We start from the raw sequence: 21,351 nt of genomic DNA on the forward strand, positions 1-21,351 counted from the left end.
GCGCGCCCCCTGCGGAGGGTCACCTCCGCAGGGGGCGCGCCGGGTCCTCCGCAGGAACGGGTCGGGTCCGCCCCGGCCACGGCGCCGGAGGTGCGCGGCAGCCGAGCACACCGCGAGGCCGGATGGTCCGCCGGGCGTGTCGCGCAGGTCACACGCCATCGGCGGGGCAGCCGGTCAGCCGGTCAGCCGACCGCCGTGCCAGCGTCCGCGGCGGCGGTGTGCGCGGTGACCGCCGCGGCCGGCGGCCCGTGCACCACGGGTGGCAGCGCGTGCCCCGTGCCCGGGACGGTCACCAGCCGCGCGCCGCCGATCGCGGCCGCGAGGTGTGCCGCGTGCGGCGGCGGGTTGATCGGGTCCTCGGGGGCCTCGACGACGAGGGTGGGCACCCGCACCCCGGCCAGCTCGGCACCGCGGTCGAGGCCCGACTGGTCGGCGAGGGCGTGGGCGACCGGGCTGCGCACCGTGCCGGCGTGCTCCATCGTGCGCTCCTCCTGCGCCCGGAACCAGGCGGCGTCGAAGGGCAGCGCCCCCGGACAGCAGCCGCCAGTGCTCGACGCGCCAGTCCAGCTCGGCCTCACGGTCGCGCGCCTCCCCCATCGTCTGCCAGTGGGCCAGCAGCTCGGGAGCCGGGCCGGGCAGACCGCCGGTGCCCGCGACGTCGGCCAGTCCGGCGCCGAGCGCGGAGGTGGCGAACACCGTGGCGCTGCGCAGCAGGTGCGGCGCGTCGAGGAGCAGCAGCTGCACCAGCGTGCCGCCCAGGGACATCCCGACGACGTGCGCGCGCTCGACGCCGAGGCCGTCGAGCACCGCGACGGCGTCGCCGGCCAGGTCGCGGATCGCGTAGGGCGCCCGGTCGCACACGGCGCTGCTGCGGCCGGTGTCGCGGTGGTCGTAGCGGATTCCGCGGTGCCGGGCGGCGAGCAGGTCGACGAGCTCCCCGGGCCAGCCCACGACGCCGGCGTCGGCGCCCGTGACCAGGAGCAGCGGCGGCGCGGCCGGGTCGCCGCGCTCCTCGACCCACAGGTCGATCCCCTCCGCTGCGCTCACCCGGTGCTCGGTCGTCCGCACGGGGCGCGGCCTGCCCGCCTCCGTCGCGGCCCGTCGAGCCGGTTGCGGGGAGACTGGGGCGGTGACGAGCACGGGGCGCGGGCACGCGGCCGGCCGGGACCAGGAGAGCAGCCGGGCGCACGCCGTCCCGCGCGAGGCCGCCGACGGGCCGCCGCCGTGGGTGGCCGCCTGCGGCACGCCGGTCGCCGTCGTCCAGGGGGCGTGGAACGGCAGCCGCGGGCTGGGTGCCGACGACGTCTGCCCCGAGTGCCGCCGCCTGGCCCCGGCCTAGTCAGGCGGGGGCCGGCGCGGGCTCCTCGGCGTCGTCGTCCTCGAACTCGGCCACCGTGGCGCCGGGCAGCCGCACGGTGAAGACCGTCCGCCCGGGCCGGCTGTCCACGCCGACCGTCCCGCCGTGCCCCTCGACCACGGCGGCCACGATCGCCAGGCCCAGGCCGGTGCTGCCGCTGGCCCGCGAGCGCGAGGCGTCCCCGCGGGCGAACCGCTCGAACACGCCGGGCAGCAGGCCGGCGGGGAGGCCCGGGCCGTCGTCGGCGACCTCGAGCACGGCGGTGCCGTCCTCGGCGCGCAGCCGGGTCGTCGCCGTGGTGCCGGGCGGGGTGTGCGTGCGGACGTTGGCCAGCAGGTTGGCCAGCACCTGGTGCAGCCGGGCGGCGTCGCCGGGGGCCAGCACGGCCGCGGCGGGCAGGTCCACCCGCCAGGAGTGCGCGGGCCCGGCGGCGTGGGCGTCGCTGACGGCGTCCATGACCAGCCCGGTGAGGTCCACGGTGTCCACGGCGAGCTCGCGGCCGGCGTCGAGGCGGGCGAGCAGCAGCAGGTCGTCGACCAGACCGGACATGCGGACCGCCTCGGCCTCCACCCGGCGCAGCGAGGCGTCGGCGTCCTCGGGCAGCCCGCCCCGCCGGCGCACCAGCTCGGTGTAGCCACGGATGGAGGTGACCGGGGTGCGCAGCTCGTGGCTGGCGTCGGCGACGAAGCGGCGCAGCCGGGTCTCCGACGCCTGCCGTGCGGCTATGCCGGACTCCACCGAGTTCAGCAGCCGGTTGAGCGCCGCACCGACCCGGCCCACCTCGGTCCGCGGGTCGGTGTGCGCCGCGGGCACCCGCTCGGCCAGCTGCACCTCCCCGCTGGACAGCGGCAGCTCGGCGACCCGGCCGGCGGTGGCCGCGACCCGGTGCAGCGGGCGCAGCGTGCGGCCCACGACCACCGACCCGACGGCGCCGGCGGCGAGCAGCCCGAGCAGGCCGGCGACCGCCTCGACGGCGACCAGCCGCACGAGGGCCGTCTCGGCGGAGGCCAGCGGGAGGCCGGTGACGATCGCCCCGCCGTCGCCGGTCGCCGTCGCGACCACCCGGTAGTCGCCGAGCGGGCCGAGGTCGACGGTGCGTGCGACGTCGTCGGCGGGCACGCCGGCCAGCACCGCCGCCTGCTCCCGGGTCAGCGCCTCGCCCTCGCCCCCGGTCCCGATGACGGCGGCCTCGACGACGGCGCCGTCCACGACGCGGGCGCCCAGCGTCCCGTCGCCCTGGCCGGGGACCAGCAGGAAGTCCGGCCCGTCCCCGTCCCCCGCCTCGCCGTCCCCCGCCTCGCCGTCCCCCGCCTCGCCGTCGCCGGGGGCGCCGTCGGCGTGCGCCGACCGGTCCACGGCGGCGGCCAGCCGGTCGTCGACCTGACCGAGCAGCTCCCCGTGGACCGCGGCGGTCGCGGCGGTCCCGACGACGGCGAGGACGAGGGCCAGGGGTACCAGGAAGGCCCACAGCAGCCGCGCCCGCAGCGAGCGGGACCGGGCGCCCGTCGTCGGACCGCGCCCCGGCAGGACTCGCGTCGTCATGCCGTCACGGTGCGCGGCGCGGCTGCGCGTTCCCTGGACACCGGGCAGGAGTCGGCTGAGGAGCGTGCGCCACGCCCTGCCCTCCGCCGCCGGGCCTGTCATCGTCGTCCCGGTGAAGACGCAGTCGCCGCCCCCCGCGCCCGGCACGGTGGAGCCCGGCGGCCTGACCGCGGCAGAGGCGCGGGAGCGGCACCGGCGCGGGGAGGGCAACGTCGCGGTCAGCGCGTCCTCGCGCAGCTACGGCGTCATCCTGCGCACCAACGTCTTCTCCTTCTTCAACGTCATCCTGTTCACCATCGGCGCCGCGCTGCTGGCGCTGGGCCGCTACAGCGACGCCTTCACCAGCGTGGGTCTCGGCCTGGTCAACGCCGCGATCAGCGCGGTCCAGGAGATCCGCGCCAAGCGCAAGCTCGACCGGCTGCAGCTGCTGGCCCGCGGCACGGTGACCGTGGTGCGCGACGGCGCCGACGTCGAGGTGCCGCCGGAGGAGGTCGTGCGCGGCGACGTGCTGCGGCTGGTCCCCGGCGCGCAGGTCGTCGTCGACGGGCCGGTGCTCGGCGGGCGGCTCGAGGTCGACGAGTCGCTGCTCACCGGCGAGTCCGAGGCGCTGCCCAAGGAGCCCGGCGGGGACCTGCTGTCGGGCTCGTTCGTCGTCGGCGGGGAGGGCACCCAGCTGGCCCGCGACGTCGGGGCGGCGTCCTACGCGGGCCGGCTGACCGCCGAGGCGCGGCGGGTCTCCACCGACAAGACGCCGCTGCAGCGGCGGATCGACTTCGTCGTCCGGCTGGTGATGCTCCTGGTCCTGCTGATGAGCGTGACGATCCTGGCGCAGGCCGCGCTCGAGGGGTTCACGCTCGTCCGGACCGTGCAGACCACCGCGGTGCTCTCGGGCCTGGTGCCCTACGGCCTGTTCTTCCTCGTCGCCGTCGCCTACACCGTCGGTGCCGCGCGGAGCGCCGGGCGCGGTGCACTGGTCCAGCAGGTCAACGCGGTGGAGTCGGTGAGCAACGTCGACGTCGTCTGCACCGACAAGACCGGCACGCTGACCACCGGGCGGCTGTCGCTGGCCGAGGTGCGCCCGGTCGGCGACGTCCCCGCCGCGGAGGTCGAGCGGCTGCTCGGGTCGATGGCCCGCAGCGCCGCCGCGGGCAACCTGACGACGACGGCGCTGGCCGACGTGCTGCCCGGGGAGGCGGTGCCGGTCACCGAGGAGGTGCCGTTCTCCTCCTCGCTGCGCTGGAGCGCGCTGCGCACCGGCGACGCCGTGCTGGTCCTCGGCGCCCCCGACACGCTGGCGCCGCGGCTGACCGGCCCGCCGCTGGGCGCCCGGTGCGCGAGCTCACCGCCGGGGGCCTGCGGGTGCTCGTCCTGGCCCGCGCGCACCGGGACGCCCCGCTGCGCGACGACACCGGCCGGGCCCGGCTGCCGGAGCTGCAGCCGCTCGCCGTGGTCGCGCTGGCCGACGAGCTGCGCGCCGACGTCGTCGAGACCCTCGCCCGGCTCACCGCCGACGGCGTCGCGGTGAAGGTCATCTCCGGCGACGACCCGTCCACCGTGGCCGCGCTGGCCCGCCAGGCGGGGCTCGAGCCCGGGGAGCCGGTGGCCGGCCCGGCCCTCGCCGGCCTGTCGGAGCAGGAGCTCGACGCCGTCGTCGGGCGGACGACGGTGTTCGGGCGCATCGCCCCGGAGCAGAAGGAGCGCCTGGTCGACGCGCTGCGCCGGCAGGGCGGCTACGTGGCCATGGTCGGCGACGGCGTCAACGACGCCCGCGCGCTCAAGCGGGCGCACGTCGGCGTGGCGATGGCCAGCGGCAGCGCGGTCACCCGCGACGTCGCCGACATCGTGCTCACCGGCGACTCCCTGGGCGCGCTGCTGCCCGCCGCGCACGAGGGCCGCCGGATCATCACCGGGATCAGCACCTCCATGCAGGTCTTCCTCGCCCGCGTCGGCACGCAGGGGCTGGTCATCCTCGCCGTCACCATGCTCGGGCTGGGGTTCCCCTACTCCCCCGCCAACGTGGGGCTGACGCTGCTGACGGTCGGCGTCCCGACGCTGTTCCTCACCGCCTGGGCCCGCCCGCAGGCGCCCGACCCGCACCTGCTCACCACGCTGTGGCGGTTCGTCGTCCCGGCCATGCTGGTCACCGCGGCCGCCGGCGTCGCCGTCTACACCCGGCTCTACACCGGCCTGCTCGAGGGCCTCTCCGGCACGGACCTCCCCCCGTTCGTCCGCGACGAGTTCGAGGACTACACCGGGCTGTCCTCCGACGACGTCGGGTTCGCCGAGGCGGCGGCGACCATCGGCGCGCAGACCGGCCTGTCGACGTTCGTGTCCTACGCGGCGTTCCTGCTGGTCCTGTTCCTCAAGCCGCCCAACCGGTGGTTCGCCGCCTGGACCCGCCCCGACGGCGACCGCCGCCCGGCGCTGCTGGTCGCCGCGCTGGTCGTGGTGTTCTCCGCCGGGCTGTTCTGGCCGTCGTTCACCGACTACTTCGGGCTCACCGAGGCGGCGGACCCGGTCTTCCAGATCGTGCTGCCGGCGCTCGTGGTGTGGTTCGCCGTGCTGACGGCGGCCTACCGGCTGCGCGTGCTGGAGCGGGCGCTGGGCCTGACCGGCACCCTCAGCCCGCCGCCGGCTCCGCAGGAGCTGCCCCCAGCAGCTCCCCGAGGCTGAGCTGGCCGGCCCCCGGGCGGTCCAGGACGAGCGCGTCGCCGGGCAGCGGTCCGGCCGCGAGGTAGCGGTCCCAGCGGCCGGCGTGCCGGCGCATGCGGCCCTCGGGGATGCGGCGGCCGCGGATGCACTGACCGTCGGCGGCGTCGCCGGGGCTCACGTCGAGCAGCACCAGGCGCACGGTGCGGCCGGTCAGGGAGGCCGTGCCCCGCACCACCGGGCGCCACCAGCGGCTGGTCCACGGGTCGGAGAGCACCACGACCGGGGCGGCCCCGGCGAGCGCCCGCAGCACCCGGAACCGGTGCCGGGTGTGCACGAACGGGCGCACGAAGCGGTAGGGCACGCGGGCGCCGGTGCGCCAGCGGGCGGCGACGTCCTCGGAGTCGACCGACGTCACCCCGGGGACGCCGTCGCCGAGCAGCCGCCGCACCATCGTGGTCTTGCCGCTGCCGGGCAGGCCGCCGACGACGACCAGCAGCCGCTGCCCGGCGCCCCGGTCGGGGCGCGGGTCGGGGGCCGGGTCGGTGAGGGGGGTCGTCAGGGTCGGCACGGTCGCCTCCTCGGTCCTCCGTCCGGGCGGTGCGCGCCGGGCGGGGGCGCGGAGGTTACCCGCCGCGGCGCGCCGACGGCCGTCGCCCGCGCGCCACGGCGCCGCCCTCCCGGGGAGAGCGGCGCCACGGACGGGGAGCGGGTCAGTCGTCGTCCCCGTCGGGGCCGCCGCCCCAGCCGCCGCCCCAGCCGCGGCCCCAGCCACCGTGCGGACCGCGGTCGCCGGAGCCGGCGCCGTTCACCATGTCGGTCACCCACGTCTGCATCTCGGCCGCGCGCTCGTCGGCCTGCTCCTGGGTCAGCCGGCCCTCGGCGACGGCCTCCTCGAGGCGCTCGCGTCCGGCCTGGACCAGCGCGGCGACGAGGTCCTCGACCGCGACGCCCTGGTCTCCGGCCACCGAGGCGAGGGTGGCGCCCTCGGCCTCGAGCGCGGTGCGCAGGTCGTCCTCGGACAGGCCCAGCGTCTCCGCGGCGACCGACAGGCCCGGCCAGGGACCGGAGCCGTGGTCGCGGAGGTCGGCGTCGCTGAGCGTGGTGGCCACCTCGTCGGCCTGCTCGGCGGTGAGGGAGCCGTCGTCGACCAGGCCGGAGAGCGCGTCGCGGATGCGGTCCTCGACCGAGGTCGCCGCAGTCTCGGGAGTCGTCTCGTCGTCGGCGATGGCCGGGACGGTGAACGCGAGGCCGCCGCCGACGGCCAGGACGCCGGCCGTCGTAGCGAGCACGATCTTCTTGCGCACGGTGTTCTCCTCGGTCGGGCTGCGGCCGGCTGCTCCGGTCGACGCCCCTCACTGTGGAGGACGTTCCTGTGGTGTAGCTGTCAGGCGGCCGTGGCGGCGCTGTGGACCTCCGCCGGCCGCGGCGCCGGGGAGGCGTGCAGCACCGCCACGACGTTGGCCAGCACCACCACGGCCACCCCGGCCCACTCGTGCAGCGCCAGCGCCTGCCCCAGCAGGAGCGTCCCGGCCAGCGCAGCCCACACCGGGTGCGCGCTGCACAGGACGCCGAAGGCCCGGGGCGTCACCCGGCGCAGCGCCACCAGGTCGGCGGCGTACGGCACGGCGGAGGCCAGGACCCCGGCGGCGACGGCGTACGCCAGCGGTGCGCCGGTGAGCCGCTGCTGGACCACCAGCACGACGACGACGGGGGTCACCGCCAGCGCGCACAGCGCCGTCGCGATCGCCGGGGCCTGCAGCCCGGGCAGCCGCGCGCCGGCGACCCGGTTGAGCAGGATGTAGGCCGCCCAGCAGCAGGCCGCCGCCAGCCCGAGCCCGATGCCGGCCCAGTCGCTGGATCCCCCGGGCAGGACCAGCAGCCACACGCCGGCGGCCGCGACGAGGGCGCCGAGCAGGTCCCGCCGCGACCGCGACCCGGCCAGGGCGACGGCCAGCGGCCCGAGGAACTCCAGCGTGACCGCCAGCCCCAGCCCGACCCGCTCGATCGCCGAGTAGAGCGCCAGGTTCATCGCCCCGAAGACGGCGGCCAGCAGCAGCACCGGCCACCACTGCGGCCAGGTCATCCGCCGGACGTCCGGGCGGGCCAGCGGCACGAGGACCGCCGCGGCCACCCACTGCCGGACGCCGACCACCCCGGCCGGCCCGACGGCGGGGAAGGCGTGCGCGCCGAGCGCGGCACCGACCTGGTTGCTGGCCGAGCCGGCCAGCAGGGTGACCACGCTCCGGGCGGTCCGGGACCGGGTGGACGGCGGCGTGCCGGGGGCGCTGTTCACCTGACCCATCCTGAGCAGCCCGGACGCCGGGGGGAAATGCCTGGGCCGGGCCCGGCGATACGGTCGGCGTATGGATCCCGAGGTGCGCCAGCTGCGGGCGCTGCTCGCCGTCGTCGACACCGGGACGTTCACCGCCGCCGCGGCCGCCCTGCACACGACGCAGGCGTCGGTGTCACGGACGGTCGCCGCGCTGGAGCGCGCACTGGGGACGCGGGTGCTGCACCGCACCACCCGGACGGTGGCGCTCACCCCGGCGGGCATCCGGGTGGCCGCGCACGCCCGCCGCGTGCTGGAGGAGGTCGCCGCGCTCCGCCGCACCGCCGAGCGGGCCCGGGACGAGCTGCGGATCGGCTACGCCTGGGCCGCGCTCGGCCGGCACACCGCTGCCGTGCAGCGCGCCTGGGCCGACGCCCACCCCGGGGCCGCGCTGCTGTTCGTGCAGTCCAACACCCCGACCGCCGGCCTAACGGAGGGCCTGGCCGACGTCGCCGTCCTGCGCCGGCCGCCGGGTGACCCGCGCCTGGCGACGGCGGAGGTGGGGCGGGAGCGGCGCTACGCCGTGGTGGCCGCCGACGATCCACTGGCCCGCCGGCGCAGCGTCCGGCTGGCCGACCTCACCGGGCGCGTCCTCGCCTCCGACGGCGGGACCGGGACGACGACGAGGGACCTGTGGACCGCAACGCACGAGCCCGCGGCGATCCGGGACGTGCGCGGGGTGGACGCGTGGCTGACCGCCATCGCCGCCGGCCAGGCCGCCGGGGTGACCACCGAGGCCACCGCGCGACAGCACCCGCGGCCCGGCGTCGTCTACCGGCCCCTCCGGGACGCGCCGTGGGTGCCGGTGAGGCTGGCCTGGTGGGCCGACAGCCCGCCCCCGGACCTGGCGGACCTGGTCGCGCTGGTCCGCGCCCGCCTCGCCCGCGACGGAACCGGCAACAAGATGGCCACCTCCCCGACAGGGAACGGGTCCACCCTGGGAGCGTGATCACCGCACACCCGCTGCCCCCGCGCCGGAGGACGGCCTCCCGGCTGGTCACCGCGGCGCTGACCGTGGTGCTGGCGTCGGTCCTGGTGGTCACCACGGGCGGCGTGCTGGCGGTCGTGCTGCTGGTCCGGGACGGCACCCCCGCCGCGCCCACCCCGGCCGCGCCCGCCCCGGGCACGGTTCACGCCGCGGTGGTGCCGCGGCCCTCCGGGGCCCCCGCGCAGTCCCCCGCGAGCGCGCCGGTGACACCGCCGGCTCCGGTGGACGCGGCCACGGTGCTCGCCGGGGTGGACGCAGCGGCCGCTGCGGCAGGCGGCACGGTCGACGTCGTCGTCCTGGACGCCGCCGGGCGGCCGCTGGTCGCGGGCCCCTCCTCCGGCGAGGTCCGCTACACCGCCTCGCTCGTGAAGCTCCTCGTCGTGGGCCGTCTGCTCGCCCTCGACGCCACCGGCGCGCTCGAGCTCGGCGACCGCGACCTCGCGCTCATGGAGCGGGCGGTCGTGCGCTCCGGCGACGGCGCGATGAGCGTGCTGTGGGACCGCTTCGACGGCGCGGCCCTGCTCACCGCCGCGGCGGCCGACACGGGGCTGACCGCCACCGCGCCGCCGGTGGTCGCGGGCGAGTGGGGCGAGGCGACCACGAGCGCGGCCGACGTCGCCACGTTCCTGGCCGGCCTGGCCGCGGCGTCCGGGAGCGCGCCGGCGGCTCTCCTGCTCGGGTGGATGCGGGCCACCACGGCGACCGCGGCCGACGGCTTCGACCAGGTGTTCGGGCTGCTCCAGGGGGCGGCCGGCGTGGCGGCCAAGCAGGGCTGGATGTGCTGCGTGGACGGCCGGCGGCAGCTGCACTCGGCCGGCGTGCTGCCCGACGGTCGGGTGGTCGTGCTCCTCGGGGACTTCCCGGTGGCGACGTCGTGGGCGCGCGCCCGCGCCGCCCTCGACGCCGCCGCCGTCGCCGTGCTCGGCGCCCTGGGCTGAGCTGCCAGGTCCCTGCCAGGGCACGCTCAGGCTCCCGGGAGGCCGGGGGCCCAGCGTGCCGTCATGGACGGCGACCCTGCCCGCTGGCTGTTCGACCCGCACGCCACCCGAGCCCTCGTGCTCGCGCATCGCTCCCCCGGCGGCCGGCCCGTCGACGACGTCGTCTCCGACGTCGTCTGGGGCGACGTCGTCCGGCTGCTGCGCTGGGCGGCCGCGGGCTCCTCCGGGCCGCCGGAGCTGCGCACCGGTACCTGGTGGCGACTGGCTGCCGGGTGCGCGGCCCTGCTGCGTCGGTTGCCGGCCCTGAGTGCCGAGGTCGCCCAGCCCTGGACCGCGCTGCCACCGGAACCGGCCGCTCCCGGCGTCTCCCCGGCACAGCGGATCGACGACGTCGCCGCCCGGCTCGCCACCCTGCTCCGCACACCGGAGCCGGTCGACCTGCGCGCCCTGGCTCCCGAGGTGGACGCGCTCGGCGAGGCGGCGGTCCAGGCGATCGCCACGTCGGAGATCGAGTCCTTGCATCGTGACGGTTAACGACATATCGTTACTGTCATCTGATACGTCAGGAGGACAATCATGGAGTTCGATCCACGCTTCGAGGGCTGGCGGCCCGGCCGCCGTCCCTCCCACGGCGGGCAGGGCCCGCACGGTCAGCACGGGGAACACCGACACGGTGGCCACCCACACGGCGGCCCCGGGCACGGCGGCCAGCAGCACGGCGGCCACGGCCACCGCCCGCAGGGCTTCGGCTTCGGCGTCGCAGGGCCCGGGGCGACCGGGGGCCCCGGTCCCGGGGGCTTCGGCTCCGGAGGCTTCGGCTCCGGGGGCCCGGGCTTCGGGGGCCCGGGCTTCGGCGGACCCGGCTTCGGGGGACCCGGGTGGCGCGGCCGCGAGGGCGGTCCCGGCTTCGGCCCCGGCTTCGACCCCACGGCCGGCCTGCGCCGGCGGGGCCGCGGGCGGGCACCCCGCGGTGACGTCCGCGCCGCCGTGCTGCTGCTCCTGGCCGAGCAGCCCATGCACGGCTATCAGCTCATGCAGGCCATCGCCGATCGCAGCGGCGGCCGCTGGACCCCCAGCCCGGGTGCCATCTACCCGACGCTGAGCCAGCTCGAGGACGAGGGGCTGGTGACGGTCACCGCCGACGCCGGCCGCAAGCTCGCCACGCTCACCGACACCGGCCGCAGCACCGCGGAGCAGCTGCGCGGTACGGGGGGCGACCCGTTCGCCGGCGCTGCCGAGGGCACTCCGCCTGCGGACCTGCGCGGCCTGCTCGAGCAGCTGCACGGCGCGGTCCGCCAGGTGGCGCGCACCGGCACGGAGGCCCAGTTCACCGCCGCGGCCGGGGTCCTGGCCGAGGCCCGCCGCTCGCTGTACCTGCTGCTGGCCGAGGGACCGGAGGGCGCGCAGGGTCCCCCGGCCGCGGAGGACCCGCAGGGCTGAACCGGCGACCGACGCCCCCGCCGCATCCCTGCGGCGGGGGCGTCGGCGTGTGCACGCGACGCGACGTGGTCGGGGTCCCGGGCGCGGTGGGGGGACACACCGCGCCCGGGACACCGGTCGGTCAGCCGCCGGAGCCGCGGCCGCCGCCGGGACCGCCGCCCGGGCCACCACCCATGCCGCCGGCGAGCGCCTCGCCCGCCGTCGCGGTGGCGACCTCGCCGTCCCCGGCGTCGCCGCCGGAGGACAGGCCGCCCACCTCGTCGCCGGAGGCACTGCCGCCGGACACCACCGAGTACTCCGCGCCGCTCTGCACGTCGGCCGAGGAGTAGACCAGCGAGGAGAAGTCCACCTGGGCGGTGTAGGTGGCCAGCACCGTGCCGTCGGAGGCGACCACGGAGACGACGGTGCCCTCGGACACGGTCCAGTCCGGCGTCGCGGCGACCCAGCCCTGCGCCGAGGAGTCCGCCGGCGACTGCGCCATGCCGGAGTTCCCCGCGGCCAGCAGCGTGCCGCCGCTGATCGCCAGCCCGCCGTCGAGGTCGAGCGAGCCGTTGCCGCTCTCCGTCGGGCCGTTGACCACCACGGTGCCGCCGGTCATCGTGCCCGTCCCGGCCGCGTCCAGGCCGTCCCCCCGGCGTCGACCACCGTGGTCCCGCCGGTGATGGTCAGCGTGCCCGAGCCGGAGGACGAGTCGCTGCTGCCGCCGGGGCCCAGCTGCCCCGACCCGTCGTTGCCGCCGGAGACGTTGACGCCGTCGTCGCTGGCGGTCAGCGCGAGGTCGCCGCCGGCGATGGTGATCGCCGCGCTCTCCAGGCCCTCGTAGGAGCGCGAGACCGTGAGCGTGCCGCCGGCCACCGTGAGGTCGGCCTCGGCGTGCACTCCGTCGTCGCCGGTGGCCAGGGTGAGCGTGCCGTCGGTGACGCTCACGACGCCGTCGGAGTGGACCGCGTCGTCGGCGGCGTCGACGTCGACGGTCGCCCCGTCCCCGACCACCACGCTGACGTCGCCCTCCAGGCCCTTGGCCGAGCCGTCGTCGGCCACGGTCCCGGAGCTGCCGCCGCCGGTCTCGACGCTCACGGTGCCGGCACCCACGACGACGTCGCGGTGGCTGCGGACAGACCGTCGCCGCCGGCGGTCACGTCGACCGTGCCGCCCGCGACGTACACGTAGCCGCGCGTGGTGTCCTCGGTGTCGTCGGACGTCAGCCCGTCGCCGCCGGCGGTGACGGTGAGCGTGCCGTCCTGGACGACGAGCCAGTCCTTGCCGCGGACGCAGTCGTCGACCGCGTCGACGGTGACGGTGCCCGACGCGATGACCAGACCGTCCTGGCTGGTGATGCCGTCGTTGGCGTTGCCGGTGACGGTCAGCGAGCCGGTGGCGGCGATCGTCAGGTCGGCGGAGCTGTACAGCGCGGCGTTGGGCTCGCCGTCGCCGGTGCCGTGGGCGGAGCCGTCGGACAGCGAGTTGGTGGAGCCGTCGGCGAGCACGACCACCGTGCTCCCGGCGTCCACGACGGCCAGCGCGGACGTGGTCGAGGAGGTGATCTCCGCGGCGTCGAGCACGATGCGCACGACGCCGTCGTCGGGGCTGTCGACGACGACCTGGCCGGCGAGGGTGCCCGAGAGGCGGTAGGTGCCCGCGGCGGTGATCGTGACGGTGCCGCCGTCGACGGTGACCGCGTCGGAGTCGCTCTCGGCGGAGTCGCCGGTGAGCGTCACGTCCACGACGTCGGCCTCGGCGTAGGCGGCGTCGCCGGCGGTGGCGGTCGCGTCGGCGGCGACGGCGTCGGCCACGGTGGTGCCGCTGCTGGCCGCCACCTGCTCCGCCGAGACGCTCGCGGTGCCACCGGAGGCGGTGGTGCCGGCGGCCTCGGCGGTGCAGGCGGCGAGCACGGCGGCGATCAGCGCACCGGAGAGGGCGGTACGGGTCTTCGTCAGTCGCACGGGAGGGTCCTGTCGGGAGAGGGGGCGGGAACGGGGGTCAGGGAGGAGAAGTGGCGCCGCAGCACCGGGCACCAGCGGTTGTCGGGCAGGTCACCGCGCAGCGCGGCGAGCCCGGTGCCGTACTTGGAGACGCGGCTGGGCCGGTGCCCGGCGCGCCACAGCGCCCGGTCGGCGGCCGAGGCGGCCGCTCCGGACTTGGTCTCGACGACGGCCAGCCCCGGGAGGGTCAGCGCGCGGCCCCCCGGCAGTGACCAGGTCAGGCCGGTGTCCACGGTGATCCGCGCGTCGGCGGCGGGACCGGCTCCGGCCCGTGCGCCGGGCAGGTGCAGGGTCGTGCGGCGGTACCGGGTGGCCAGCACCGGCCGCAGGTCGCCGCTGCGCACCCAGCCCAGGCCCGCGTCGTCGAGCACCTGCTCGACGAAGGCGCCGGCGCCGCCGAGCCCCGCGCCGTCGGCGGGCACGCGCTGCTTGCACGCGCTGCTTGACGGTCTCGCCGCGGCGGCCGCGGGTCTTGACCTCGCAGAACGCGTCGCCGCTGTCGAGGTAGGTGCGCCGGCGCACCTTGAACCGGCGCCGCCGGCCGCGCGCCGCGAGGTGGTAGCCGGCGAGGTCGGGCGTGTCGAAGTACAGCGAGCCGTAGGCGAAGTCCCGCTGTCCGCCGGCGTCGAGCACCCGCACCGGACACTCGGCGGCCAGTGCCGCGAGGACGGCGTCGGCGTCGGTCAGGGACAGCAGGTACTTGCGGTCGACGCGGGTCTGCAGTGCGGCACGCTCGACGAGCTCGGCCAGACCCACCGGCTCCAGGTCCGCGGCCGAGGGCAGCGCCGGTGCGCCGGGCGGCAGCGGCACGGCGGCGGTCACGGCTGCACCGGTGCTGAGCGGAGCAGCGCGTGCCCGTCCTGCGGGACGGCGGCGGTCCGGGCCTCCCCGACCGCCGCTGCGGCGGCGCGGACCCGTGGCCGCTCGAACCGGACGTCGACCCAGGTCGTGTCGTCGACCAGGTCCACCCGCTGCACGGTCACCTGGTGCACGCGGGCGTCGAGCAGTGCCTCCGGGGAGCCGATCAGGGTGGGCTCGTCGGTGAACGCGGCGTCCAGGACGACGAGCTGTTGGGGATAACGGCGGAACAGGGCAGGGTGGCCGGCGACGTACGTGACCGCCACGAGCAGCGCCATGAGCGAGACCGCGAGCACCGGGGCGCCGTCGCCCAAGCCGCCGAGCAGGCCCAGCGCGAGCGCCGTGAAGTAGTAGGCGACCTCGTGCTGGTCGAGCTCGGTGGAGCGCAGTCGGATGATCGACAGCACGCCGAACAGCCCCAGGCCCAGGCCCGCGCCCACCCCGCTGCTCTCGAGCGCGGCGGACACGGCGAGCACGCCGGCGTTCGCGCCCACGTAGGCGACCACCAGGTCACGCCGGCGGTGGCGGGGGAAGTAGATGCCGAAGGCGAGCAGGCCGATGGCGAGCAGGTCGGCGGCGAACAGGAGCGAGGTGGGTGACATCCGGCTTTCCGAGGGTCGACGGCGGGACGACGAGCACGTTGCCGTCCGTCGATGCGATGTCACTGGGCGTCGCCTCGAAGCTCCCTGTGAACGCCTCCAGGCGGGGTGAGACAGCACACAGTGAGGACCGGTGACGGTCCGCAGTGATCTCCCAGGGAGGGTCCACGCCCCTCCCAGACCCGGCCGTCACAGGGGACGGCATGTCCCAGACCCCCCGACCCCGCCGCCGCCGGGTCCGCAACGCCGTCATCGCCGCGGCCACCACCGTCACGCTCGCCGCCGGCGGGGGCACGGCCTGGGCGCTCGACCGGTTCGTCGTCGACCACGTCGAGATCGCCGACGTCTCCGCCTAGGAGGCCGCCCAGGACGTGACCGGCGCCGACACCGGCAGCGCGACCGGCACCGTCACCGGCGACACCTCCACCTCCGGGGACGCCTCGATGACCGTCTCCACGGTCACCACCGGCAGCGGCGACAGCACGGTCACCTACCACGTCGCCGACGCGACCCTCCCCGACGCCACGGTGCTGCGGTCGGCCTTCGCGCAGGACGCCTTCGGCACCAACATCACCGAGGACACCTCCGACATCGCCGAGGACAACGGCGCGGTGTTCGCGGTCAACGGCGACTACCGCGGCTTCCGCGACACCGGCATCGAGATCCGCAACGGCGTCGTCTACCGCGACGAGGGCGCCCGCGAGGGGCTGGCCTTCTACCGCGACGGCACGGTCGAGGTGTACGACGAGACCACGACGACGGCCGACGATCTGGTCGCCGACGGCGCTGGCGGTCCCGCTGCTCGCGGGCAACTACGCGCTGCTCGCCGTCCTGACCGGCCTGGGGATGCCGCTGCTGCCGGCCAAGGTGGCCACCGAGGTGCTGCTGGAGGCGCCGGCTACGCGGTACAGCGCTCGCTGGTCTTCCGACGGCGCGCGGCCGCCCCGCAGGTCCCGGTCGCACCGCCACCGCGGGAGCTCGTGTTGCGCTGAGACGCACTCCCTCGCCGCGGGGCGCCGGCGTGTGCACGCAGCGCGGCGGCGAGCCCTCCCCCGGCGCGGCACGTGCACACCGCGCCGGTCAGCCGGCGGGTGCGGCCGCCGGCGGGGCGGGCGTCAGGTCCCGGCGTGCTGCGGCTCGACGGTGCAGGAGCCGGCCGGGTAGAAGACGCCGGTGTGCCCGTCGGCGTCCCACTGGACGACGTAGGGCGGGCCCCCGGCCGGCCCGCGGACCTCCGTCACCCGTCCCGTGCGGTCCGGCTCCCCCTGGTGGGTCGAGCGGACGACGATCCTGTCCCCCACGCGTGCTTCCACGGCGACCTCCCGGACACTCCCGGCTTGGCGTGGCTGTCCTGGCGGGATCAGCCTCCCGCTGCGCCGGGAGCCGGGCAAGGGTCCTCAGGCCGCGCCGTCGGGGACCCCGCCGTCAGCGACCTCGCCGTCGAGGACCTCGCGCAGCCGCGCGGCGAAGGCCTCCGGCTCCCCCACCTGACCGAACTCGCCGCCCATGAAGCCGCCGTGGCCGCCGGGGAAGACCACCGGCGCCGTGCCGAGTGCCGCCGCGACGCCCTCGCCGCCCCGGTGCGCCAGCTCCCCCTCGGACCCGGCACCGACGGCGACCACGACCCGGGTGGGCGCGGCCTGCAGCGCCGCGACGTCGAACTCCGCGTGCGTGGAGGGGATGAGGTTCTGCGCGAGCAGGGCGTGGTCGCGGGACCCGTCGTCCTCGGTGGGCAGGCCGAATCCCGCCGGGTCCGGCGCCGGCCCGGCGAGCTCGGCGGTCACCGGCCCGCGGTGGGAGGCCAGCCGGATGAAGGCGGCCATGCCCGGGCCGGTACCGCCCTGCCGGTAGGCCTCGCCGACCGCGTGGGTGGCGGCCGAGGCCTCGGTGGCGTCGGGTAGGTAGTGCACCACGGGGGGCTCGTGGGCGACCAGCGTGCGCACCTGCTCCGGCCGGCGGGCCACGAGCGTCAGGGCGTTGATCGCGCCGCCGCTGGTGGCGAACAGGTCCACCGGGCCGCCGCCGACGGCGTCGATCACGGCGGAGATGTCGTCGGCGTGCTCCTTGGGGGTGTTCGTGGGCACGCCGTCGGTGCGGCGGCTGCGCCCGGCGCCGCGCACGTCGTAGGTGACCACCGTGCGGTCGGTGAGGTAGCCGGCCAGCGTGCCGAAGCCCTCCGCGCCCATGGGCGAGCCGACCAGCAGCAGCACCGGCGCGCCGGGCCGGACGTCGTAGGTGAGGACGGCGCCGGGCACCTCGAGGGTGCGGGTCTCGAGCGCGGGCGCGGTCGGCGTGCTGGACATCTCGGGCCTCCGGGTGTGATGGGGTCTGCCCTGTCGACCGCGACGGCTGCCGAAACTCATCGGTGGTGCCGCAGCCCTGCCCGGTCGGACCACACCCCCTGCACCCCGAGAGAGGTCCCGTGCCCGACGCCGCCCCGGCCGCCGCCCCGCCGCGGCTGCGCGCCGCCCGCGCCTCCGTCGCCGCCTGCTTCTTCATCAACGCCGTCCTCTACGCCGACCTGGTACCGCGGCTGCCCGAGATCAAGGACCGGCTCGACCTCACCAACGCCTCCCTCGGCGCCGCGCTGGCCGCCCTCCCGCTCGGCGCGCTGGTCTCCGCGCTGGCCTCGGCCGCGCTCATGCGGCGGTTCGGCTCGGCGCGGGTGGCCTCCTTCGGCCTGGTGGCGCTCGCCGCGGCGGTCTGGGGCGCGTCCGTCGCGCCGTCGTGGTGGCTGCTGGCCGGCGCGCTGTTCGTGGCCGGTGCGCTCGACGCCGTCGTCGACGTCGCGCAGAACGCCCACGGCCTGCGCGTGCAGCGGGCCTACGACCGGTCGATCCTCAACGCCTTCCACGGCATCTGGAGCATCGGCGCGGTCGCCGGCGGGCTGCTCGGCTCCGCGGCGGCCGGGCTGGGGATCCCGCTGGGCCTGCACCTGGGGGTGGTCGCGGGCGTGTTCGCCGTCCTCGCCCTGGTGGCGTACCGGTCGATGCTGCCGGGCCCCGACCAGGTGGAGGTCGCCGAGGACGTCGTGCCCACCGGAGGGAGCGGCGCGCTGCGCGCCGTCCTCCCCGCGCTGGCCGCCCTCGGCGTGCTCGCCGCCTGCGGGGCGTTCGTCGAGGACGCCGGCTCGTCGTGGAGCGCGCTGTACCTGCGCGGCGAGATCGGCACCGGCGCCGCGACCGCGGGCCTCGGCTTCGTGGCGCTGTCGGTGGCGATGACCGTGGGGCGGCTGACCGGCGACCGCGTCGTCGACCGGTTCGGCCAGCGCCGGGTGGCCCGCGTGGGCGGTGCGGTCATCGCCGCCGGCATGGGGCTGGCTCTGGCCGTCCCGTCGCTGCCGACGACGCTGGTCGGCTTCGCGATGGCGGGGCTCGGCGTCGCCACCCTCGTCCCCGCCGTGTACGCCGCCGCCGACGACCTGCCGGGGCTGCGGCACGGCGTCGGGCTGACGCTGGTCAACTGGCTGCTGCGGATCGGCTTCCTGGCCTCGCCGCCGCTGGTGGGCGCGATCGCCGACGCCTCCAGCCTGCGCGTCGGCCTGCTCGCCGTCGTCGTGGCCGGGGTGGCGACGCTGGTGTGCGGCCGGGTCCTGCGCGCGACGGTGAGCCGCGCGCCGGAGGTACACCCGGAGGGGTGACACCCGGTCGTGCACGACCTGGGTCCTCGGAGCCGGGCCAGGGAGCATGAGCTCGGAACCTGGCCCGGTGCGCCGGTGAGGAGTCCCCCTCTACTCGACCGGAGCGGAGCGTGTGCACCCAGGGTGCACGCCCGGTGCACGGTCCGCATCCCGAGGCTGTCGGTACCGGCGGTCAGGATGGGTCCGTGGCCGCCTTCTTCCTCCCCCGCGCGAGCGACGACGACCAGGCCGAGCGGCTCTACGAGGCCCTCGCCGAGTTCGCCGGCTGCGAGCCCGCGCCCCCGGGCCGGCGGGTGCACTCGATCTCCTTCCGCCAGGACGGCGCCGCGTGGGTGGCCGAGGTGGGCCGCGAGCTGCACGGCCGGCGGACGACGACGACGCTGCGCCGCGGCGAGCTGCTCGAGCACACCGAGGAGCTCACCTCGACCGCCCGCGTGCTCGCCGTCTACCCGGGTACGCCGCACGTGGTGGTCACCGACGCCCAGCCGATCACCGGCACGCCGTCGGAGTGGGCCAACCCGTTCCCCGTCGCCGAGCCCGACCGGGTCACCCTCTTCGACGCCCCCTGACCGGACTCACGGCTGGGGACCGAAGTGCAGCCGGACGGCGGTGCCGGCCGGGCCGCTGCGGACGGCGGCGTCGTCGGCCAGGCTCCAGGCCAGCCACATCCCCCGGGGACCGCGTTCCGGATCGGGCGGCACGTAGCCGAGCGTCTCGTCCGGCAGGCCGGGACCGCCGTCGGAGACCTCGACGACGAACGTGTCCCCGTCGGTCCAGGTCGCGAGCTCGGCGAACGCCGCGACGCGCAGTGCGTTGGCCAGCAGTTCGTGGGTGGCCAGGACGACGTCGCCGAGCCGGGCCCGCCGGTCGGAGGGCACCGCGGCGCTGATGGCGCGGCGCCCCTGCACGGGTGCGGTCACGGTGCCGACGACCGCGTGCGCCGGACGGGCGGTCCACGCGGGCTGGACCGCGCGCAGGAAGCCGGCCGGGTCCTCGTAGGCCGGTCCGGGCGCCGGTGCGGCACCGCCCCAGGTGAGCGGGTGGGACCGGTCCACGGCCGGGAGGACCTCGGCCGGGAGCCGGCGGGCGTCGTGCAGGCACAGGCTGTAGTAGGGCATCGCGTCGTAGCAGCGGTTCGCGACCGCCTCGAACCGGCTCCACACCCGACCGTCCTCACGGGCGAGCCAGGTCGGTTCGGCGGCCAGCCGCCAGGTGGGGGTGGTGGCACGGAGGGTGCGCAGGTCGCGGTCGTAGGCCTGCAGCGTGCCGTGGCCACCGCGCCACCAGGTCTCCGCTGCGGCGAAGACCGCCAGCCGCCCGAGGTCGGTCCCGAGGTGCTCGGCCAGCAGGCGCCGGACGCGTTCGCCGGCGACGACGAGCACCGGCTCCTCCCGGCGGAACCCCTCGAGGACGAAGGGCACGACCCGCTCGACGAGCTGCACGTCGGCGGAGAACACGAACCCCTCGTGCGCGAGCCGGGTCCCGTCCCAGTCGCCGGTCGGGCGCATCCGGGTCACCGCTGCTCCGACCCGGACAGATCGAGGTCGAACAGGTCGAGACAGCGGCGCACGCTCCGGTGCGCACCCGCCAGCCGCAGGGCGATCCCCCGGCCGGCCAGCTCCCCGGCGGCGCTGTGGAGGGCACGCGCGCCCGCGACGTCGAGGAAGGCGAGGCCGGACAGGTCGACGACGACCTCGCCGGGAGCGTCGCCGGCGACGTCGACGAGGGCGGTCGCCACGTACACGGCCTCGGTGAGGTCCACCTCCCCGTGCAGCGACCACACCGGTCCCCGCCCGGACAGGCGGGCCAGCGGCGGCCGGTCCCCGGGGTGCTGCACCGGGTGGAGGACGGCGACCGGGCCGAGGGCCTCCGGGCCCACCGACGCGTCGTAGAGGCACAGCACGGTCACGGGGACGGCGCCCACGGTCTCGTCGGCGAACTGCCCGCAGGCGTGCAGCAGGCGGCGGCCGGACCGCCCGCGCCGCAGCAGCCCGGTGACGTCCACGGCCACCCGCAGGCCGGTGCGCCCGGCGTCGAGCGCCGCCTGCGTCGCGCCGCGGTGACGCTGCACGAGGTCCGTGGCGACGGGTCCGCCGTCGGGTGAGCAGGCGTCGCCCGTCGTCTGCAGCACGAGCCGGCCGACGGCGAGCAGCGCGTCCCGGTGCGGCAGCCCTGACACGGCAGCGAGCAGGGCCGGCCGCGAGCACCCGACCAGGAGCAGCTGCTCGTCGCGGCGGCGCCCCTCGTCGAGGAAGGGCACGATCGCCGCGGCGAGGTCCGTGTCGCCGGCGAAGGACCGCCAGAGGTGGTCACCCGGCCGGAGGCCGGTGACCGCGTCCAGGTCCTGGGGGACGGTCACCACAGCGAAGCTACTCGCCGGAGGACCCCGCGTCAGGAGCCGAACGGCAGGATCCTGGGGTCCGTCACGGGCGTCAGGCGACCTGGACGACCGCCTCGATCTCCACGGCGATGTCGAAGGGCAGCTCGGCCATGCCCACCGCCGAGCGGGCCCCGCGGCCGCGCTCGCCGAGGACCTCGACGAACAGGTCCGAGCACCCGTCGATGACGGCGGGCGTGCGGTTGAAGCCGGGAGCGCAGTTGACCATCCCGAACAGCTTCACCACCGCGCGCACCCGGTCGAGGTCGCCGAGCTCGGCGCGGACCGTGCCGAGCAGCTGCAGCCCGGTCAGCCGCGCCGCCTCCCGGGCCGTCTTCAGGTCCACGCCGCCGTCCCCGACCTTGCCGGTGACCAGGCTCCCGTCGGGCCGCACCGGCCCCGCGCCGGAGAGGTACAGCAGGTCCCCCACCTGCCGGGCCGCCATGTAGTTCCCGGCCGGGCTCCTCGGCTCCGGCAGCTCGATGCCCAGTTCCCTCAGTCGCGCGTCGAGGTCCATCCGCCGATGGTGGACCTCCGCCGGTGCCGGCGGGAACCCCTCGCGCACGCCTGGCGGCCGGCCGGCCGCGGCACCACGATGACCTCCGACCGCAGGCGGGGAGCGCCGCAGCGGAGTCGGGAGGACGAGGAC

At 77.2% G+C, this 21,351-nt stretch carries 26 protein-coding genes and 2 pseudogenes; 11 read left to right on the forward strand and 17 right to left on the reverse strand.

The features are described 5' to 3' along the window. Positions 1-182: 182 nt before the first annotated feature. On the reverse strand, positions 183-578 hold the full coding sequence (locus tag BM414_RS30095; protein ID WP_245784591.1) for an alpha/beta fold hydrolase: 396 nt from the start codon (positions 576-578) through the stop codon (positions 183-185). 115 nt (positions 579-693) lie between these two features. Then, positions 694-1,140 (reverse strand): annotated as a pseudogene (locus tag BM414_RS31760) (alpha/beta fold hydrolase); the annotation flags it as partial. On the opposite strand from BM414_RS31760, the gene BM414_RS07860 reads away from it, so the two are divergent. Then, positions 1,130-1,339, forward strand: a complete 210-nt coding sequence (locus BM414_RS07860; RefSeq protein ID WP_093578886.1) for a hypothetical protein — start codon at positions 1,130-1,132, stop codon at positions 1,337-1,339. The pseudogene BM414_RS31760 and the gene BM414_RS07860 overlap by 11 nt on opposite strands. On the opposite strand, the gene BM414_RS07865 is transcribed toward BM414_RS07860, so the two are convergent. Then, positions 1,340-2,899, reverse strand: coding sequence for a sensor histidine kinase (locus BM414_RS07865; protein WP_217644605.1), 1,560 nt, complete (start codon positions 2,897-2,899; stop codon positions 1,340-1,342). A gap of 112 nt (positions 2,900-3,011) precedes the next feature. Here BM414_RS07865 and BM414_RS31605 point away from each other — a divergent pair, with 112 nt between their 5' ends. Together BM414_RS31605 and BM414_RS30710 are read left to right on the forward strand one after the other, a co-directional pair. Beyond that, positions 3,012-4,424, forward strand: coding sequence for an HAD-IC family P-type ATPase (locus tag BM414_RS31605; protein WP_342716136.1), 1,413 nt, complete (start codon positions 3,012-3,014; stop codon positions 4,422-4,424). Further along, on the forward strand, positions 4,331-5,572 hold the full coding sequence (locus tag BM414_RS30710) for an HAD-IC family P-type ATPase (RefSeq protein WP_342716143.1): 1,242 nt from the start codon (positions 4,331-4,333) through the stop codon (positions 5,570-5,572). The genes BM414_RS31605 and BM414_RS30710 overlap by 94 nt, the downstream gene beginning before the upstream one ends. Here BM414_RS30710 and BM414_RS07875 read toward each other — a convergent pair. From BM414_RS07875 to BM414_RS07885, 3 genes are all read right to left on the reverse strand, one after another. Continuing rightward, positions 5,520-6,119, reverse strand: a complete 600-nt coding sequence (locus BM414_RS07875) for an AAA family ATPase (RefSeq protein ID WP_093578887.1) — start codon at positions 6,117-6,119, stop codon at positions 5,520-5,522. The genes BM414_RS30710 and BM414_RS07875 overlap by 53 nt on opposite strands. A gap of 142 nt (positions 6,120-6,261) precedes the next feature. Then, positions 6,262-6,855: a hypothetical protein gene (locus BM414_RS07880; protein ID WP_093578888.1), complete on the reverse strand. Its 594-nt coding sequence runs from the start codon at positions 6,853-6,855 to the stop codon at positions 6,262-6,264. Positions 6,856-6,935: 80 nt separating this feature from the next. Then, a complete protein-coding gene (locus BM414_RS07885; protein WP_093578889.1) occupies positions 6,936-7,853 on the reverse strand; it encodes an EamA family transporter in 918 nt (305 codons plus the stop codon). A gap of 61 nt (positions 7,854-7,914) precedes the next feature. Between BM414_RS07885 and BM414_RS07890 the strand changes: the two genes are divergently transcribed. The 4 genes from BM414_RS07890 (at position 7,915) to BM414_RS31320 (ending at position 11,246) form a co-directional block, all read left to right on the forward strand. Beyond that, complete coding sequence (locus BM414_RS07890; RefSeq protein WP_093578890.1) at positions 7,915-8,829, forward strand: LysR family transcriptional regulator; 915 nt, start codon at positions 7,915-7,917, stop codon at positions 8,827-8,829. Beyond that, complete coding sequence (locus BM414_RS07895) at positions 8,826-9,806, forward strand: serine hydrolase (protein ID WP_093578891.1); 981 nt, start codon at positions 8,826-8,828, stop codon at positions 9,804-9,806. The genes BM414_RS07890 and BM414_RS07895 overlap by 4 nt, the downstream gene beginning before the upstream one ends. 63 nt (positions 9,807-9,869) lie before the next feature. Next, positions 9,870-10,340: a hypothetical protein gene (locus BM414_RS07900; RefSeq protein WP_093578892.1), complete on the forward strand. Its 471-nt coding sequence runs from the start codon at positions 9,870-9,872 to the stop codon at positions 10,338-10,340. A 42-nt stretch (positions 10,341-10,382) separates the two neighbouring features. Beyond that, positions 10,383-11,246 carry a PadR family transcriptional regulator gene (locus BM414_RS31320; protein WP_093578893.1) on the forward strand — a complete coding sequence of 288 codons (864 nt, stop codon included), beginning with the start codon at positions 10,383-10,385 and terminating at the stop codon, positions 11,244-11,246. A gap of 121 nt (positions 11,247-11,367) precedes the next feature. Here BM414_RS31320 and BM414_RS30105 read toward each other — a convergent pair whose 3' ends face one another. The 6 genes and pseudogenes from BM414_RS30105 to BM414_RS07920 form a co-directional block, all read right to left on the reverse strand. After that, positions 11,368-11,844, reverse strand: coding sequence for a hypothetical protein (locus BM414_RS30105; protein WP_217644607.1), 477 nt, complete (start codon positions 11,842-11,844; stop codon positions 11,368-11,370). After that, positions 11,841-12,323, reverse strand: a complete 483-nt coding sequence (locus BM414_RS30110; protein WP_217644608.1) for a carbohydrate-binding domain-containing protein — start codon at positions 12,321-12,323, stop codon at positions 11,841-11,843. Before BM414_RS30110 ends, BM414_RS30105 begins: the two co-directional genes overlap by 4 nt. Next, complete coding sequence (locus BM414_RS30115; protein ID WP_217644609.1) at positions 12,320-13,189, reverse strand: carbohydrate-binding domain-containing protein; 870 nt, start codon at positions 13,187-13,189, stop codon at positions 12,320-12,322. Before BM414_RS30115 ends, BM414_RS30110 begins: the two co-directional genes overlap by 4 nt. After that, positions 13,180-13,650 carry a CYTH domain-containing protein gene (locus tag BM414_RS30725; protein WP_245784592.1) on the reverse strand — a complete coding sequence of 157 codons (471 nt, stop codon included), beginning with the start codon at positions 13,648-13,650 and terminating at the stop codon, positions 13,180-13,182. Before BM414_RS30725 ends, BM414_RS30115 begins: the two co-directional genes overlap by 10 nt. Positions 13,651-13,711: 61 nt before the next feature. Continuing rightward, positions 13,712-14,050, reverse strand: a pseudogene (locus BM414_RS31765) (VTC domain-containing protein); the annotation flags it as partial. Further along, a complete protein-coding gene (locus tag BM414_RS07920; RefSeq protein WP_093578894.1) occupies positions 14,047-14,688 on the reverse strand; it encodes a DUF4956 domain-containing protein in 642 nt (213 codons plus the stop codon). The gene BM414_RS07920 and the pseudogene BM414_RS31765, both read right to left, overlap by 4 nt. Before the next feature lie 200 nt (positions 14,689-14,888). Between BM414_RS07920 and BM414_RS29205 the strand changes: the two genes are divergently transcribed. Continuing rightward, positions 14,889-15,041 carry a hypothetical protein gene (locus tag BM414_RS29205; RefSeq protein WP_175551488.1) on the forward strand — a complete coding sequence of 51 codons (153 nt, stop codon included), beginning with the start codon at positions 14,889-14,891 and terminating at the stop codon, positions 15,039-15,041. Between the two features lie 15 nt (positions 15,042-15,056). Continuing rightward, positions 15,057-15,677 carry a hypothetical protein gene (locus tag BM414_RS29210; RefSeq protein ID WP_175551489.1) on the forward strand — a complete coding sequence of 207 codons (621 nt, stop codon included), beginning with the start codon at positions 15,057-15,059 and terminating at the stop codon, positions 15,675-15,677. A 123-nt stretch (positions 15,678-15,800) separates the two neighbouring features. On the opposite strand, the gene BM414_RS07930 is transcribed toward BM414_RS29210, so the two are convergent. Both BM414_RS07930 and BM414_RS07935 read right to left on the reverse strand, forming a co-directional pair. Then, positions 15,801-15,998 (reverse strand): DUF1918 domain-containing protein, encoded by a 198-nt coding sequence (locus BM414_RS07930; protein ID WP_093578895.1) that lies wholly within the window; start codon positions 15,996-15,998, stop codon positions 15,801-15,803. 84 nt (positions 15,999-16,082) lie between these two features. Continuing rightward, on the reverse strand, positions 16,083-16,988 hold the full coding sequence (locus BM414_RS07935) for an alpha/beta fold hydrolase (RefSeq protein ID WP_093578896.1): 906 nt from the start codon (positions 16,986-16,988) through the stop codon (positions 16,083-16,085). Between the two features lie 119 nt (positions 16,989-17,107). Between BM414_RS07935 and BM414_RS07940 the strand changes: the two genes are divergently transcribed. Together BM414_RS07940 and BM414_RS07945 are read left to right on the forward strand one after the other, a co-directional pair. Continuing rightward, the gene (locus BM414_RS07940; RefSeq protein ID WP_093578897.1) at positions 17,108-18,325 is read left to right on the forward strand and encodes an MFS transporter; all 1,218 of its coding nucleotides are present in this window, start codon (positions 17,108-17,110) and stop codon (positions 18,323-18,325) included. Positions 18,326-18,510: 185 nt separating this feature from the next. Next, entirely contained in the window at positions 18,511-18,894 is a 384-nt protein-coding gene (locus BM414_RS07945; protein ID WP_093578898.1) for a hypothetical protein, read from the forward strand. Positions 18,895-18,900: 6 nt separating this feature from the next. Here the strand turns inward: BM414_RS07945 and BM414_RS07950 are convergent, their stop codons facing one another. The 3 genes from BM414_RS07950 to BM414_RS07960 form a co-directional block, all read right to left on the reverse strand. Continuing rightward, complete coding sequence (locus BM414_RS07950; RefSeq protein ID WP_245784590.1) at positions 18,901-19,833, reverse strand: MEDS domain-containing protein; 933 nt, start codon at positions 19,831-19,833, stop codon at positions 18,901-18,903. 5 nt (positions 19,834-19,838) lie between these two features. Further along, positions 19,839-20,684: an MEDS domain-containing protein gene (locus BM414_RS07955; RefSeq protein ID WP_093579054.1), complete on the reverse strand. Its 846-nt coding sequence runs from the start codon at positions 20,682-20,684 to the stop codon at positions 19,839-19,841. Between the two features lie 73 nt (positions 20,685-20,757). Beyond that, a complete protein-coding gene (locus BM414_RS07960; RefSeq protein ID WP_093578900.1) occupies positions 20,758-21,219 on the reverse strand; it encodes a RidA family protein in 462 nt (153 codons plus the stop codon). Positions 21,220-21,351 lie beyond the last annotated feature (132 nt).

The sequence above is a fragment of the Geodermatophilus amargosae genome (assembly GCF_900116515.1).
Taxonomy (GTDB): domain Bacteria; phylum Actinomycetota; class Actinomycetes; order Mycobacteriales; family Geodermatophilaceae; genus Geodermatophilus; species Geodermatophilus amargosae.